Source organism: Sphingomonas sp. MMS24-J13 (assembly GCF_044905095.1).
GTDB lineage: Bacteria > Pseudomonadota > Alphaproteobacteria > Sphingomonadales > Sphingomonadaceae > Sphingomonas_I.
On record NZ_CP173258.1, the window covers coordinates 446,642 to 462,575 of the forward strand.

13 protein-coding genes and 2 pseudogenes are annotated in these 15,934 nt (G+C 65.1%); 9 read left to right on the plus strand and 6 right to left on the minus strand.

Features of this window, described 5'->3' with window-relative positions; translation table 11 throughout:
• The first annotated feature begins 75 nt into the window (after positions 1-75).
• Positions 76-978, plus strand: a complete 903-nt coding sequence (locus AB4Z44_RS02035) for a diacylglycerol/lipid kinase family protein (protein WP_404712424.1) — start codon at positions 76-78, stop codon at positions 976-978.
• Between the two features lie 216 nt (positions 979-1,194).
• On the plus strand, positions 1,195-1,875 hold the full coding sequence (locus AB4Z44_RS02040) for a PEPxxWA-CTERM sorting domain-containing protein (protein ID WP_404712425.1): 681 nt from the start codon (positions 1,195-1,197) through the stop codon (positions 1,873-1,875).
• 57 nt (positions 1,876-1,932) lie between these two features.
• Here the strand turns inward: AB4Z44_RS02040 and AB4Z44_RS02045 are convergent, their stop codons facing one another.
• Complete coding sequence (locus AB4Z44_RS02045) at positions 1,933-2,487, minus strand: DUF998 domain-containing protein (RefSeq protein ID WP_404714327.1); 555 nt, start codon at positions 2,485-2,487, stop codon at positions 1,933-1,935.
• Positions 2,488-2,856: 369 nt separating this feature from the next.
• Between AB4Z44_RS02045 and AB4Z44_RS02050 the strand changes: the two genes are divergently transcribed.
• From AB4Z44_RS02050 to AB4Z44_RS02060, 3 genes are all read left to right on the plus strand, one after another.
• Positions 2,857-3,033 (plus strand): hypothetical protein, encoded by a 177-nt coding sequence (locus AB4Z44_RS02050; RefSeq protein ID WP_404712426.1) that lies wholly within the window; start codon positions 2,857-2,859, stop codon positions 3,031-3,033.
• Between the two features lie 831 nt (positions 3,034-3,864).
• Positions 3,865-4,326: a hypothetical protein gene (locus AB4Z44_RS02055; RefSeq protein ID WP_404712427.1), complete on the plus strand. Its 462-nt coding sequence runs from the start codon at positions 3,865-3,867 to the stop codon at positions 4,324-4,326.
• Between the two features lie 15 nt (positions 4,327-4,341).
• The gene (locus AB4Z44_RS02060; protein ID WP_404712428.1) at positions 4,342-4,815 is read left to right on the plus strand and encodes a hypothetical protein; all 474 of its coding nucleotides are present in this window, start codon (positions 4,342-4,344) and stop codon (positions 4,813-4,815) included.
• Positions 4,816-5,119: 304 nt separating this feature from the next.
• On the opposite strand, the gene AB4Z44_RS02065 is transcribed toward AB4Z44_RS02060, so the two are convergent.
• Positions 5,120-5,467: a DUF6968 family protein gene (locus AB4Z44_RS02065; RefSeq protein WP_404712429.1), complete on the minus strand. Its 348-nt coding sequence runs from the start codon at positions 5,465-5,467 to the stop codon at positions 5,120-5,122.
• Between the two features lie 423 nt (positions 5,468-5,890).
• Here AB4Z44_RS02065 and AB4Z44_RS02070 point away from each other — a divergent pair.
• The 4 genes and pseudogenes from AB4Z44_RS02070 to AB4Z44_RS02085 form a co-directional block, all read left to right on the plus strand.
• A pseudogene (locus tag AB4Z44_RS02070) lies at positions 5,891-6,169 on the plus strand (peptidase M28); the annotation flags it as partial.
• 378 nt (positions 6,170-6,547) lie between these two features.
• Positions 6,548-7,243, plus strand: a pseudogene (locus tag AB4Z44_RS02075) (M28 family peptidase); the annotation flags it as partial.
• A 750-nt stretch (positions 7,244-7,993) separates the two neighbouring features.
• On the plus strand, positions 7,994-9,793 hold the full coding sequence (locus tag AB4Z44_RS02080) for an ABC transporter ATP-binding protein (protein WP_404712430.1): 1,800 nt from the start codon (positions 7,994-7,996) through the stop codon (positions 9,791-9,793).
• Positions 9,794-9,978: 185 nt separating this feature from the next.
• The gene (locus AB4Z44_RS02085) at positions 9,979-11,553 is read left to right on the plus strand and encodes a glucan biosynthesis protein (protein ID WP_404712431.1); all 1,575 of its coding nucleotides are present in this window, start codon (positions 9,979-9,981) and stop codon (positions 11,551-11,553) included.
• A gap of 19 nt (positions 11,554-11,572) precedes the next feature.
• Here the strand turns inward: AB4Z44_RS02085 and AB4Z44_RS02090 are convergent, their stop codons facing one another.
• From AB4Z44_RS02090 to AB4Z44_RS02105, 4 genes are all read right to left on the minus strand, one after another.
• Complete coding sequence (locus tag AB4Z44_RS02090) at positions 11,573-12,358, minus strand: IclR family transcriptional regulator (protein ID WP_404712432.1); 786 nt, start codon at positions 12,356-12,358, stop codon at positions 11,573-11,575.
• Between the two features lie 138 nt (positions 12,359-12,496).
• Positions 12,497-13,840 carry an FAD/NAD(P)-binding protein gene (locus AB4Z44_RS02095; RefSeq protein WP_404714328.1) on the minus strand — a complete coding sequence of 448 codons (1,344 nt, stop codon included), beginning with the start codon at positions 13,838-13,840 and terminating at the stop codon, positions 12,497-12,499.
• A gap of 74 nt (positions 13,841-13,914) precedes the next feature.
• Positions 13,915-14,112, minus strand: a complete 198-nt coding sequence (locus tag AB4Z44_RS02100; protein ID WP_404712433.1) for a KTSC domain-containing protein — start codon at positions 14,110-14,112, stop codon at positions 13,915-13,917.
• Positions 14,113-14,160: 48 nt separating this feature from the next.
• A complete protein-coding gene (locus tag AB4Z44_RS02105) occupies positions 14,161-15,903 on the minus strand; it encodes a PHA/PHB synthase family protein (protein WP_404712434.1) in 1,743 nt (580 codons plus the stop codon).
• Positions 15,904-15,934: the final 31 nt, after the last annotated feature.

The window sequence follows — 15,934 nt, forward strand, 5'->3', positions numbered from 1 at the left end:
GTGGTGGTTCACACCATCGCTTCGGTCGATCATCCGCGTGACGAAACAATGCGGAGCCACCATCGTTACGCAGCCATGACGAACCCCCCGCTCCCCGTGCTGGTCAATCGCGAAGGCGGGGCGGCGGCGAAGGCCGGCGAGGGGTTGCGCGACACGATCGACGCGGCGTTCGCGGCTGCAGGCACCCAGGCCGAGATCCGCCTGCTCGCCGCGGACGAGATCGCGGATGCGGTGAAACATGCGGCCGGGCAGTCGCCCCGGATCGCGGTCGCCGGCGGCGACGGGACGATGGCCTGCGCGGCGCAGGCGCTGCGCGGCGCGGAGTGCGAAATGGCGCTGCTGCCGCTCGGCACGCTCAACCATCTCGCCCGCGACCTGAAGGTTCCGGCCGCGATCGGCGCGGCGGCGCAGCTCGCGGTGCAGGGCAGGGCGATCGCGATCGACGTCGGCACCGTCAACGGCCAAAGGTTCGTCAACAATGCCTCGGTCGGCATCTATTCCGAAATGGTGCGCGAGCGCGATGCGGTGCGCGAACGCCGCCACTGGCCCAAATGGCTGGCGACCGTGCCGGCGGCATGGGCGACGCTCGAGCGGCTCGCGCCCCATCGGCTGCGCATCGATCTTGGGCACGGCGGCAAGTCCGTGCGGACCCCTTTGCTGTTCATCGGCAACGGCGTCTATTCGCTCGACCGGGGCGAGGTCGGGTGCCGCAGCACGCTCCAGGACGGGCGGCTCGGCGTCTATGCGGTGGCGCATCGCAGCCGCACCTCCCTGCTGTGGTTCGCGGCGCGCGCGATCGTCGGCCGCGCCGATCCGCAGGCCGATTTCGAGCTGATGGGCGAGACCGAACGCCTCCAGGTCGCCGCGCATGGCAGGCATATCGAGATCGCGATGGATGGCGAGGTTCGTCGCATGGCCACGCCATTGAAATTCGCCGTCGAGCGCGGGGCGTTGCGGGTCGTGGCCGGGGAAGCCTGAGCAGGCGATTCGTCGTCTTCGGCCGGCCCATGATCGATGCGATGGTGTGCGAAGCGACGCTGAACCGGCTGGCGGTTTCGGCAGAATTCGGCCCGTCCAAGAGCGCGATTCCCCATTAACCACCAATTTCCGCGCCTTAACCACCATTTATTTCGCGTTCGATGGAACAAAAGGATAAGTGGTCTCCCGTAACGAGTTGTTAAGGGAATTGTTGCGGTGAAGGTATTGATTTCGGCGGCTTTCGCGATCGCACTCGGCGCCGCGGCTCCGTCTTCGGCCGCAACCCTGATCTTCGACCTGAAGATCGACGGCTCGTCTTCGGGGCTGGGCGGCACCAATTTCGGCACCGTTTCGGTTACCGAGAATGCCGGATCGCTCGTCATCACCGAACAGCTCAAGTCGGGCTACGCGATCCACAAGACGACCGCGTCGAACCACCAGGCCCTCGTGTTCAGCCTGGTCAACGATCCCGCGATCTCGATCAAGAACATCTCGACCGCATCGATCGTGCGGGCGGCGACGGTCGATAACCGCAATCGCCCGATTACGTACACAGCCCCCGGAATCTCGGGCAGCTTCGATTACGGCCTGTCGTGCACGGGCTGCGGCAACGGTGTGAACAGCACGCTCACCCAATATTCGTTCACCGTCTCGTCGAGCAGCGGCGCGCTGACGCTCAATTCGCTCGCCTACAACGTCTTCAACGGATCGAAGGTCTATTTCGCCAGCGATCTGATCAACAAGAGCAGCGGCGTGACGGGCAATGTCGGCGCCGTGCTGCGTTCGAACGTCGGTTCGGTGCCCGAGCCCGCCTCCTGGGCGATGATGATCGCCGGCTTCGGCGCGGTGGGTACCGTCCTGCGCCGCCAGCGGAAGATGGAACTCACCTTCGGCTGAAATTGCGGGGCGGAGGGTTCGCTCTCCAGCCGCCTGCGCCCGCCCGCGCCGCCCACGTCATGCTGCCCGGAGTTTACGCTCCTGGACCGATGCCTTGAGCCAACGGCTGTTCACGATGAGCCACGCGATCAGAACAGCGACGAACAGCCGGTTGGTGATGCCATAGGGTGCGCCCTTGTGCAGGGTCAGATATTGAGCAACGAAGGCGACAACCAGAAGCGCGGTTAATACGAACGCCGCGGCGCGGTGCGCGCGCCAACTCGGCTCCGCGGCATAGCTCGACGCCAGGCAAATCGTCGAAAGCAGGATGCTGACGATATTCACGAGGAAGCTGATCGCGTGAATGTCGCCCGTGCGCGTCGATGGCGCGGTTTCGAGGTCGGTTGGAAACAGCGCGGTCACGATAAGGCCCACAAACGCCACGACCAACAAAGCGGCCCCGATCCGGCCCAGCCACGATGCCGGCCCATCGCGGAACAGCCCGACCGCGAGCGTCAGGCAGCCCAGCGCCAGCGAGACGAACGCCGTCGTCATGATCCAGCCGGATGACCCGACCGCATAATCGCTGATCATATGATCGACGATCGTATAGTCCGGGCGGATGAGATGCATCAGCACGAGAGTGGCGGCGAAGTAGAGGAAGAACCCTGTCGCGCCGCCGGCAGGATTGTCGATCGATCGCGCTGCGGATCATGGTTCGACGCCACCACTTGCCCCTCCCGTTCGATTGCCGTCGCCAGGTCAACCCATAAGCGGACGTCTGCAAACGGGATCAGGCGAGCCGCAGCGCATGACGAGGCGACAGAGACTCTTGCAAGCTGTCCGTTTCCGACATGGTCAGCAGCCGCGCGCCGCTGGTTTTCCATGCTTGTTCCAAACGGCCGCCTCATGCGGAGGCCATCAACTGATCAGTCATCCCGGCCTTGATCTGGGATCCCGCTATCCTCAGGCAAAGGATAAGGTCATGTTTGTGCTGGCAACATGCGAGGCTTCGATCTTGTGATCTGGGAAGGGCTCTTTGGCGGCATCGCTGAATTCGTCTGGGATATGATAACCGAACTGATCTTTCGCGTTTTCGGCTGGATCGGGTGCCTCGTTGTTTTCGTCGTTTCGATCAGCCTCATCGGCCTGATGATTTTTCTCCTCTTGCGATCGTAAGCTGCAGCCTTTTCCCAGCAGGAAGGCGAGTTTCTAAAGGTCTCACCGCGATCGTGCGAGCGCAGCATAGTCGCCCGCGACCGGCTTCCTAGTCACCTGGAATCGAAGTTCGTTCCAAAATTTGTTCGTCATCCCTGCGAAGGCAGGGATCCATGTCTCTCATAAATTTCAATAACATCTGTCATCGCGAGAGACATGGGCCCCTGCCTTCGCAGGGGCGACCCGCGTCTTGGCTGTGGGCCCGTTCGGGACGGCAAACGATCAATTTGTATAGTGTCCCCGGAATTACCGCTCAGGTCCTTTTCGACGGGAGTACTATAAGCGGTTCGCCGAAGGTCTCGCAAGGGAACTCAGCGCTCGGTGGGGTGCGCGCGGCGGGGGAGGTTGGAGGATTGGCACCCAGACCGATCCCGTTCAGTACCTCGCTGGCAAATTCTTAAGGCGGGAAAACCAGGATTTAGGTATAGTTCTCCGGAATTTCGTATCCCCATATCTCACGGCTCTACGACGCACGCGCCGCGTTTGCCCGTAGCAGCTACAAGCGAGTGCGCCGGATCCGCCGGCGGAATCGCCAGATCGAGATCGATTGTCGATCGCAGGAAGGTGCGCGATCGGCGGCGGATCGGATCGTTGAGGATGCGGGCAAATAAGCGGCGATCAGCGGGGCAAGCTGGACCGGGCGGGCTCCGCTCTGCGCCGCCGTTGCGATTGTGGCGAACTGCTGATCGTCGCAGTCGGCGGTGGCGGGGCGGGCGCGGTCAGATATAGCGCCGGCGGTCACCCTTGGTTAAAAGATGCTTAAGTCGCTGGATTCGAGATCGGAGGGGTATAATGAAAATCTTTGAATTCATCCGCAACCGGCTTGTTGATGAGGAAGGTCGCTATACCAACGACGCCTCGTCGACTATTGTAGGTACTGCTCTCTCTCGCATCATCATGCACGAAGCACTTTTGGAGGATCGGCGCCAACGGAACGGTCAACCTCCTAGGTCTGATCAGGATTTGATGATAGCAGCCCTTGTTTATCTTGACCAACACTGGTCAGAGGAGATGTCCAAGGCGCAAGAACTGGTTGAAGCTCGCTCGATAAGCCTTTTGGAAGACCGCTTAAAGAAAGCGCTTGAGTTCGCGCACGAGGAATCTGAGCGCCAAAAGCATCCTGTATGGTTCGCCGTCTGGACCGGAGTTTTGGCTAACACAGCATGGTTAATAATGGGTGCAACAATTCTCGCCCTCGCCATACTTTGGACTGGGCACAGCTTGGAAGATACAGTAAAGAAGATGTTAATGTGATTCGAGAGGGTTGCCATGCCGTTTTATAATGAGAAGTGGCACTATTCACACCAAGATATTGATATCGGTGACCTTTTAGGCGTGTCTCGTAATTATCGGCGGCTGCAACTCCGTAGGCGGAAGCAGGTGGTTGACCGAGAAACGAAGGTGCTTTGGCGGCGGGCTAGCTTCACGTCGACGGAACTCAAGGATCGTTTCGGCGATTCGTTCCAGTTTAAGATCGAGCGTAATCCTGTCGCTGGACTATACTACAAGGATTTAACAGGATACGTTTTGGAGCGGACTTGGTACCGGATGGAGCGAACGCCTACGGGTGGCCTTCATCCTCGCAGGGACCCCGATAAGGAGCTTGTTGCAGTCGTTCTTGGAAGTAAACCGGTTTATCGTTTGGACGATAGAAGCCCTACTCTTACTGATGGTATGCGCAGGGAATTTAGAGACGCTTTTGATCAAGAAATAGTTGATCTTAACGATCTAATTGATCTATAAAATTGACGAAATCGCGTTAAAAAATTGGAATAAATTTTTTGATATGCTTATGTCGCCAAATTGGAATTGGCTGAAACTTGATATAGCTATTGTTAATCAATCAATCGGTAATTCGTAGATCCTCTCACATCGCGGATCGCATTTCTCGATTGGTTTTCTTTCGCGCCGATGGGGTGTCGTTCGTCTCGACGATCCGGTGGATCGGCTTCCCGGACCCGAGCCGGGGCGACAAGCTCGCATCAATAAGTCCGGAAACACTACACCTAACTACATCCTGCGGCGGGGAACCGGTTTCCGGAAAGCGCTATGCCGGTCCCGGCACATTCCCTTCTGGCGGGGGAGGAACGTCGAAGAGTGATCCGCTGCCCCAGGTAGGCGGAAGATCAAGATCGGCCTGATCGCACCAGGTAAGCCGCCCAGCCTTATAGGCGTCACTCTCGACAAGATCAGTGTGAACAGTCCGCATGGCCAGCAGGAGCGCTTGAACGCCGTCCAGTCCGCACGCGTAACGCCGGACTTCCCGCTCGGGCCACCCTATTGCGTATCGGCACTGAAACTCTCCGCCGGGAGCCTTGACAGGCGTGTAGAAGCGAACCGCCAATCCGCTGCCATCCAGCTCAAACTCGCGCTCCAAAAAAACCGCTTCGTCCATCAGCCCCTCTCCGTCGAGCGGTCTGACACGCCGTGTCCTACGCAACAACCTTTATGGGTTCACGACCTGGCGACCATCGATTCTCGTAGATCGAGCGCGATGCAAGCGAGCCGTTCGGCGGCCTCCAGTACCCGCGGCCCCTTGCCGCCCGCACCGCTACACGCCCATGATCGCCCCATGCTGATCACCGCCCTTGCCCTCGCCGCTGCCTCCCCCATCTCCGCCGACCGCATCAAGGCGGACGTGAAGACGCTCTCCTCCGACGCCTTCCAGGGCCGTGGCCCGGGCGAGCCGGGCGAGGACAAGGCAATCGCCTATATCGCCCGGCAATTCGCCGCCGCCGGCCTCAAGCCCGGCGGCGATCATGGCGGCTGGTATCAGGACGTCCCGCTGGTGCGGCTCGATCGCGCGCCGGGCGCCACCATGGGACTTGCGCTCGGCGGCTGGCATCGGCCGTTGGTGCCGGGGCGGGACGCGACGCTCGCGCTGCGCAACCCGGGGCGCACCGCGCTCGCCGATGCGCCTCTGGTCTTTGCCGGCTTCGGCATCGTCGATGCGGGGCTCGGCTGGAACGCCTATGATGGCGTCGACATGAAGGGCAAGATCGCCGTCGTGCTCGCCAACGATCCCGATTTCGAGGCGGGCCACGATCTGGGGTTCGAGGGGCGGCGGATGGCCTATGCGGGCCGGGTCGGGGTCAAGTTCGCGGCCGCCGAAAAAGCGGGCGCGGCAGGCGTGCTCGTGATCCACGAGGATGCGGCGGCGAGCTATCCGTTCCTGCAGGTTGCGAGCGGCGATGCGCTGCCGGCGATGGTGATCGCGCCGCTGGTGCCGTCGCCGACCTTCATGGCGAGCGGCTGGCTGCGGCGCGATATCGCGATCGACCTGCTGAAGCGCGCCGGGCTCGATCTGGCGGCGCTCAAGGCGCGGGCGCGCGATCCGCACTTCCGGGCCTTCGCGCTGCAGGGGGCGACGCTCAGCCTCGGGGGCGATCTGAGCGCCAGGCCGATCGTCAGCCACAATGTGATCGGGATCCTGCCCGGCGCCTCGCGGCCGGACGAGCATGTCGTCTATGGCGCGCATTGGGATGCGAACGGGCTGAACGGCCCGGTCGCCGGCGACGGCATCCGCAACGGCGCGATCGACAATGCCACCGGCACCGCCGAGCTGATCGAGGTGGCGCGCGCCTTCGCCCATGGCAAGCGCCCGGCGCGCAGCATCGTCTTCGCCGCCTGGACGGCCGAGGAGAAGGGGCTGCTCGGATCGGATCATTATGCGGCGCACCCGCTGTATCCGCTGGCGACGACCGCGGCGATGATCAACCTCGATCCGCATGTTGCCTTGCCCGCCGCGAAGGATCTGGAGCTGATCGGCGGCGGGCGCGTCAGCCTTGAGGGCGATCTGCGCACGGCGGCGGCGGCGCGCGGGCTGGTGGTGGTCGACGAGCCCGCGATCGAGGCCGGCTGGTATTTCCGATCGGATCAATTCTCGTTCGCGCGGCGCGGCGTGCCGGCGCTGACTTTTCGCGGCGGGCGCGATCTGGTCGAGGGCGGAACGGCGAAGGGCGCGGCGATCGTCGCGGACTATAACGCGAAGCGCTACCACCAGCCGAGCGACGAATTCGACCCGCGCTGGACCTTTGCCGGGACCGCGCAGGAGGCGAGCGTGGCCTACGATGTCGGGTTGCGGGTGGCGAACGGCAGCGGCTGGCCGGGGTGGAATGCGGGGGTGGAGTATGGCGCTGTGCGCGTGAAGACGGATGGCGAGCGGAAATAGGGCCAACGGTGCCCGCGTGAATCGTCACCCCGGCCTCTGAGCCGGGGTCCCGCTGATCCGGGCGGACGGGACGAAGCGGGACCCCGGGTCAAGCCCGGGGTGACGGTGGGGGGAGGGGTGCTACCTGCGGCAGGTCTCAACGGCTGGCCGAGGTGCTATGATGGCCGCGCGTATCAGGACACATGATTGAAAAGCCGGGCGTCGCTCAACGAGGGCGCCCGGCTCAGACACTGCCTTGCCAATCTATGCCCCACCGGGCGTGCCGCACCGTCCGCGCAAGTGGCATGGTGGATGCTGAAACAAGTTCAGCATGACGGGTTATCTTCCCTGATAGACCGCTCTGACGTCCTGATACGCTGACTTTTCGGCCTGTTCCGCGGATTTGATTCCCTGTTCCGAAAGCACGGGAAGGATGCAGGAATATGCTTTGGATCCCGATGGTTGGCGCGCGAAAGCAGGGTTGGGGCGCGCCCGAAAAGTTCGAATTTTCCCTGTTATTCGCCAATAACAGGGAAAACGCCGTCCGCTGTCATGCAATTGCATGACAATGCCCTGGCTGGCCAAACCGCCCGCATCCTGCTAAAATCGGCGCGTTGGACACACTGACAGGGAGGGCGAAGATGAAACAGTCTGCACATTGCGCTCCCCGATCGGGCGGAGCGCGCCAGGGCTGAGGCCCGGCTTTTCCTTTCCGCCTTTTCTTGTAGTCAGTTTCAAAGGGGAGCACGCTTCGGCGTGCCGCGTGTGTCCATGGCCCAGTCTTCTTCGCGCAGCGGTGCGCAGGTGATCCGGATCGTTCTTGCCTTCACCTTCCGCCATTGGGCGCGGCAGGGGCGGCTGGCGGCGGGCATCACCCTCGCCATGTCGCTCGCCACGATCACAGAGGTGTTCGCGCCGCTCTATGCCGGGCGGCTGGTCGATGCGCTCGGGCGCGGCGTCGCCGGGCACCACGACGCGCTGGCGGCATTCGCGGCCATGGCCGGGCTCGGCGTGGTGTTCATCACTTTGCGCTTCCTCGCTTTCTGGGGGATCGTGCCGTTCACGCTCGCGATCATGCGCGATCTGGCGGGCGAGGCGTTCCACCGCGTCCAGCGCTTCTCGACCGACTGGCATGCCAACAGCTTCGCCGGATCGGTCGTGCGCAAGATCTCGCGCGGCATGTGGGCGATGGACATGCTCGACGACGTGCTGCTGCTGATGCTGCTGCCGTCGCTGGTCGTGCTGCTCGGCACGGTCGCGATGCTGAGCTGGCATTGGCCGCTGATGGGCGCGATCATGGGGGTGGGCGCCACCCTCTATATCGGCTTCACCGTCGTCACCGCGACGCAGTGGATCGCGCCCGCCTCGCGCCTGTCCAACCAGTGGGACACGAAGATCGGCGGCGTGCTGGCCGATGCGATCGGCACCAACGCCGTGGTCAAGGCCTTCGGCGCCGAGCCGCGCGAGGACGATCGGCTGATGCAGGTCGTCGGCAAGTGGCGGCGGCGCACGCGGCGGACGTGGATGCGCTACACCTGGGCGGGGACGGGCCAGCTCGCTCTGCTGTGGCTGGTCCGCACCGGACTGACCGGCGGTGCGCTGTATCTGTGGTGGCAGGGGCAAGCGAGCGCGGGCGACATCGCCTATGTGCTCACCACCTATCTGGTCGTGCACGGTTACCTGCGCGATGTCGGTCAGCATGTGCACCATCTCCAGCGTTCGGTGAACGAGATGGAGGAGCTGGTGCGGATCCACGAGGAGCCGCTCGGCATCGCCGATCGGGCGGACGCGCGGCCGATCCGGATCGAGGCGGGTGAAATCCGCTTCGAGCATGTCACCTTCCGCTATGGCGGGCATGCGACGCCGCTCTACGAGGCGCTCGACGTGACGATCCCGGCGGGGCAGCGGATCGGGCTGGTCGGGCGCTCGGGCTCGGGCAAGACGACCTTCGTCAAGCTCATCCAGCGGCTGTACGACGTGACCGAGGGGCGGGTGACGATCGACGGGCAGGATGTGGCGCATGCCACCCAGGCGTCGCTGCGCCCGCAGATCGCGATCGTGCCGCAGGAGCCGGTGCTGTTCCACCGCACGCTCGCGGAGAACATCGCTTATGCCCGGCCGGACGCGACGCAGGAGGAGATCGAGCAGGCGGCGCGGCTCGCCAATGCGCACGATTTCATCGTGGCGTTGCCGCGCGGCTATCGCACATTGGTGGGCGAGCGCGGGGTCAAGCTTTCGGGTGGCGAGCGGCAGCGTGTGGCGCTGGCCCGCGCGTTCCTGGCCGATGCGCCGATCCTGATCCTCGACGAGGCGACCTCCAGCCTCGATTCCGAGTCCGAGGCGGCGATCCAGCAGGCGATGGGCCGGCTGATGGCCGGGCGCACCGCGATCGTGATCGCGCACCGCCTGTCGACGGTGCGGGCGCTCGATCGGATCCTGGTGTTCGATGGCGGACGGATCGTCGAGGATGGCGATCATGCGAGCCTGCTGGCGAATGCGGACGGGCGCTATCGGGCTTTGTTCGATCGGCAGAGCGGGGGGATTGGTGAACCGGTGGAGATGATCGGGTGACTCCCGCCACGTCATCCCAGCGCAGGCTGGGATCTCGGGAGGATATGAGCGCCCGCTACTCTCCTGAGACCCCAGCCTGCGGGCACCCGGCAAAGTACTACTTTGCCGGGACCCGCGGTGGGGTGACGGCAAGGCGGGTTAGCCCGCGCTTGAGCACACACGCCGATGCCGTCATGGATCATCCCATGCCGAACCGCCGCGCCTTCCTGCTCTCCGCCTCGCTCGCCGCGCTCATGCCAGAGGTTTCGCTCGCCGCCGCCCCGGCGTTGCGGCTGGGCAAGCCGAAGCCCTTCTCGTTCGATGCGCTGGTGGGGGAGGCGCAGGCGGCGGCCGGCCGGCCCTACACCCCGCCCGCGCCGCTGCCCGACGCGATCCTCGACGCGATCGATTACGAGGCGCTCGGTTTCGTCCGCTACGACACCGATTTCGCGCCGTTCCGCGACGGGCCGGGGCCGTTCCCGGTCACCTTCTTCATGCTCGGCAAATATTCGCGCACCCCGGTGCACATGTTCGCGCTGGAGGGCGGCACCGCGCGCGAGATCCTCTACGATCCGTCCTACTTCCACATGCCTGCCGACAGCCCGGCGCGGCGCCTGCCGCCGGGCGCGGGCTTTGCCGGCTTCCGCTTTCAGGAGAGCCGGCTGGGCGACCAGCGCAAGCTCGACTGGAAGAGCAACGATTGGGTCGCCTTCCTCGGCGCCTCCTACTTCCGCGCGATCGGCGAGCTCTACCAATACGGCCTGTCGGCGCGCGGGGTCGCGATCGATGTGGTGGCACCGGGCAAGCCGGAGGAATTCCCCGCCTTCACCCATGTCTACCTGACGCCGGCGGCGGATGGCGGCGACACGGTGATGGTTCACGCCCTGCTCGACGGGCCGAGCATCACCGGCGCGTTCCGCTTCCATTTGAAGCGCGACAAGGCGGTGGTGATGGAGGTGGAGGCCGAATTGTTCCTGCGGCGCGATGTCGCGCGGCTCGGGCTGGCGCCGCTCACCTCGATGTACTGGTTCTCCGAGACCGCCAAGCCGACGATGGTCGACTGGCGGCCCGAGGCGCATGATTCCGACGGGCTGGCGATGTGGACCGGCGGCGGCGAGCGCATCTGGCGGCCGCTCAACGATCCGCCCGCGGTGTCGGTCTCGGCCTTCGCCGACAAGACACCGCGCGGCTTCGGGCTGATGCAGCGCGACCGCGCGTTCGACCATTATCTCGACGGCGTCCATTACGAGCGCCGCCCGAGCCTGTGGGTCGAGCCGCTCGACGATTGGGGCGAGGGTTCTATCCAGCTGATCGAGCTGCCGACCGACGACGAGATCAGCGACAATATCGTGCTGTGCTGGGTGCCCAAGGCGCCCGCGACGGCGGGGAGCCGTTACAAGCTCCACTACCGGCTCCACTGGGTGGCGGACGAGCCCCATCCGCCCGCGGTCGCCACCTGCGTCGCCACGCGGATCGGGCGCGGCGGCCAGCCGGGCAAGCCGCGCCCCAGGGGGGTGACCAAGTTCATGGTCGAATTCCTCGGCGGGCCGCTGGTCGATCTGGCGTTCGGCGAACTGCCCGAAGCGGTGCTGACCGCCTCGCGCGGGAGCTTCTCCTACGTGTTCACCGAGGCGGTGCCCGACGGGGTGGCAGGCCATTGGCGCGCGCAGTTCGATCTCACCGCGACGGGCACGGATCCGATCGAGTTGCGGCTGTATCTGCGGGCGAAGGGCAAGACGCTGAGCGAGACCTGGCTGTATCAGTTCCATCCGGCGGGGTGACGCAATGGGCGGAGCGTACCTACCGCGCCACCGCCATATGCCGCGTGATCTCCTCGGCCGCCTCGGTCACGTTGGCGATCTGCTCGGCGGTGGGCCGGCGGCCGAGGAACTGGATCGAGTTGACCAGCCCGAGCGTGCCGATCAGCCTGTGGCTCTTGTCGAAGATCGGCGCCGAGAGCGCGTTGACGCCGATCACGAACTCCTCGGGCGCATTGGCCCAGCCCTGCTGGCGCACGCGCTCGATCTCGGCGCGCAGCATCCCGCGCTCGGTGATGGTATGCTCGGTATAGGCCTCCAAGGTCAGCCGGTCGATTTCGGCGCTCACCTCGGGCGCGCCGAAGGCGAGCACCAGCTTGCCGCCGGCATTGGCGTGGAGCGGCAGATCGAGCCCGACCCGCACGCCGATGTTGATCAGGCCGTTGCCCTGCAGCGCGTCGACCATGTTGGCGACGCTGCCGGTGACCTTGGCGAGCGTGATCGTATGGCCCATCGCCTCGCGCAGCCGCTGCATGATCGGCCGCGCGACCTTGACGAGGACGTTTTCGGACATCCGCATCTCGGCCAGCACGGTCAGGCGTGGGCCGGCGCGGTAGCGATCGCCCACCGCCTCCTGCACCGCATAGCCGGTATCGACCAGGGTGCGCAGGTGGCGGTGAACGCGCGCCTTGGTCGATCCCAGCGCCCGGGCGATCTCGGTGACGCCGGCGGATTCCTGCTTGGCGAGATGCTCGATGATCTCGAGGACGAGCAACACCGCCTGCACGCCGGGCCGCACGTCCGGGCCGTGGGGGCTTCTACGGGGCAATCCATCCTCCTCGCCATGGGCCGGCGGCGATCGCCCCTGCAGGCGTTCGCATCCGACCTCTGTCAGGTCCGGCGCGATGATGGGGCCGCGGGCGCCGTCTCGCTACACGAAACGGGCACTCACTCTTGTCGGGAGGCGCTACAGGCCCTCGCCGCCGACCCAGTGCGCGTTGGCGAGCTTGCGCGCGACCGACCAGGTCTGGCGGCGGATATCGGGCACGGCGACGATCTCCCAGAAGGTGCCGCGCGTCATCGGCCCGAGCGCGAGAAGGCGATCCTGGACGTTGCCCCGGGCGTCGATCACCTCCGATTGGGTGGTCACGTCGATGCCGATGCGGAGCGGATCGGGCCGGATCATGCCACGCGCGAGCAGGCGCTGGATCAAGGGCTGTTCGGAGCGTTCGACATTGCCCTGCGGCCCGGTCGCGTTGACGATGCGGCGGACGTCGATCGTCGCGGTCTCGATCGTCCCACGGGGCCGGTAGCGAACGCGGGTGCCATCGCCGTGCGCTTCGGCGGCCTCGAGCTTGCCGGCGACGATGTCCAGCCGGCCCTCCTTGCGCAGCGCTTCGATCCGCGTCGCCACCTGCGGCGCAATGCGATGGCGGTGGACGTCCCACCAGGCGCGCAGATGGCGCAGGAAGCGTTCGCGCTCGGGCAGGCTCGCCGCCTGCCACAGGCTCTCGGTGTAAGGGCGCAACTCGTCCACGGCGCTGCGCCAGCCGACCTCGCGCGATCGATCGCGGACATGGCGGAGCAACGCCACCGCATGCGGCGGCGGACGGACATCGAGGCTCGACGGGATCGCCGCATCGGCGTGCGCGCGCGGAGCGAGACCGCGCCGCGACAGCGCGACCATCCGCCCGCGAAATCCGCGCGCGTCGAGCAGCAGCGCGATATCGACCATGGTCAGCCCGCTGCCGACGATCAGTACGGTATCGTCGGGGCCCAGGCCATCGGCGACATCGGCGCTCCATGGCTCGGCCGCGAAGCTGCCGGCGGGCAGCGCGGCGGGATCGAGCGGGCGGGGGATATGCGGCGGCAGATTGCCGGGCGCGAGGATCACCAGGTCGGCCGACAGGCGTTTGCCACTGGCAAGGCTGATGACGGCGCCGTCACTGGACAGCGCCACGTCATCGGCTTCGTCGTGGACGATCGCGAGCCGGTCGGGCGCGGCGGCGCACGCTTCGGCCAGCAGTTCGGCGAGATAGTCGCCATAGACCAATCGCGGCACGAAGCCCGAAAGGTCGGGGCGCCGCCTGGCCAGCCAGCGGATGAAATGCTCGGGATCCTGCGGCAGCGCGCTCATATTGCCGGCGCGGACGTTGAGCAGGTGATCGGGATGCGCGGTCGAATAAGCGACGCCACGCCCGGGCACCGCCTGCCGCTCGATCAGGGTCGCGCGCGGGCCGTCATGGCGGAGCAGGTTGATCGCCTGCAATGTGCCCGAAAAGCCGCCGCCGATGATGGCGACATGGTCGATCGTCACGTGGTTGGTGCCCCCCGAATAATCCCTATCGATCTGGTAGACATTTATCGGGCCGTCGTCCACCGGCTTCAGCGCAGCCGCTCGCAGGCGAAGAGGTCGCGGATGCGTTCGTTGAAGAAGCTGCCCTTGGAGGGTGCCCCGCGTAGGCCCTCGACCACGGTGGGCGGGACATCGCGATAGGCATAGCGGCGGCCCGTAACGAAGGTCACGGTGAGGCGATGGGCTGCGGAATCGTAGTCGAACGAACGGATGACCGAGGAGGGCATCGGGCGGGAACGAATGGCCGCGCTTTCTTGATCCTCAGGCGAGGGACCTCACCGCATCTTCACATACCGCCCGGGCGCGTCCTCGATCGCCTTGAGCTTGCCCTTGCCGGGGATGCGCGCTTTCTTGGCCGGCACCTCACCGCCCGATCGTTCCGAAATCCACGCCAGCCAATCCGGCCACCAGCTCCCTCGATGCTCGGTCGCCCCGGCCACGAACTCGGCGAGCGTCTCCGCCCCCGTGTCGTTCGTCCAATATTGATATTTGTTCGCCGCCGGCGGATTGACCACGCCGGCGATATGCCCCGATCCCGCCAGCACGAATCTGAGCGGTCCGGTGAAATAATGCGTGAGCTTCCACACGCTTTCGGGCGGCGCGATATGATCTTCGCGCCCGGCCTGGATGTAGGATGGCGTCGACACCTTCGTCAGATCGATCGGCACGTCGCCCACCGTCAGCGCGCCGGGCTTCACCAGCAGATTGTCGCGATAGAAATCCGCCAGATAGCGGCGGTGCCATTCGGCCGGCAGGTTGGTGACGTCGCCATTCCAGTGGAGCAGATCGAACGGCGCATAATCCTGCGCCATCAGGTAATTGCTGACGACGTAATTCCAGATCAGATCGCGCCCGCGCAGCAGATTGAAGGTCGCCGCCATATAGCGCCCGTCGAGATAGCCGTCGGTCGCCAGTTGCTCGATCATCGAGAGCTGCGCGTCGTCGACGAACAGGGTCAGGTCGCCGGCCTCCGCGAAATCGACCTGCGCGGTGAAGAAGGTCGCGCTTGCGACCTTGTCGGCCTCGCCCTGCGCCGCCAGCCAGGCGAGCAGCATCGCCAGCGCGGTGCCGGCCACGCAATAGCCTATCACATGTACGCTCGGCACACCGAGCAGATCGCGCACCGTATCGATCGCGTCACGCTGCCCCTGCAGGACATAATCGCCCATCGTCGTGCCGGCGAGGCTGGCATCGGCCGATTTCCACGAGACGATGAACACCGATAGTCCCTGATCGACCGCCCAGCGCACGAAGCTCTTCTGCGGGGTCAGGTCGAGAATGTAGAAGCGGTTGATCCATGGCGGGAAGACGATCAGCGGGGTCGCCTGCACATTGGGCGTCGTCGGCGCATAATGGATCAATTGGTAGAGCGGCGTCTCCTTGATCACCTTCCCCGGGGTCACCGCCAGATTGCGCCCGACCTCGAACGCATCGTCGCCGACGTGGCGGATCTGGCCGCGGCCGAGATCCTCGAGCATCCGCTCGAGCCCGGTGACGAGATTGACCCCGCGCGTCTCGAAGATGCGCTCGAGCACCGCCGGGTTGGTCAGCGCGAAATTGGCGGGGCTCATCGCCTCGACGAAGCTCTGCGTCGCGAAACGCATCTGATCCTTCATCTTGGGGTCGACGCCTTCGATCGCCTCGACCCCCTGGAGCAATTGGCCCGCGATCGCGGCGTAGCTCTGGCGGATCATGTCGAACAAGGGCTCCTGCCAGCGCGCGTCGGCGAAGCGTCGGTCCTTGGCCAGCGCGGCTGCACCGTCGGATGCCGTCGGGATGACCGACTGCCACGTCGACAGCGCCTCTTTCCACCATGCCGAATGCGCCGCCATCAGATCGGCGGGCTCCATCGTCGGCACCTTCGCGGCAGCCTCGGCCGCGTCGTCGGCCATCTTGAGCGCGACGCTGGCGCCGTGCTCCATCAGCAATTGCTGCATCTGCCCGATGATTCCCGTCCAATGCGCGATCTCGTCGAGCATGGCGGAAGTGTTTGGCGGGGTTCCCGAATCCTCGGCCATGCGGCTTCTCGCTTTAACGCCGTCAAGCGGC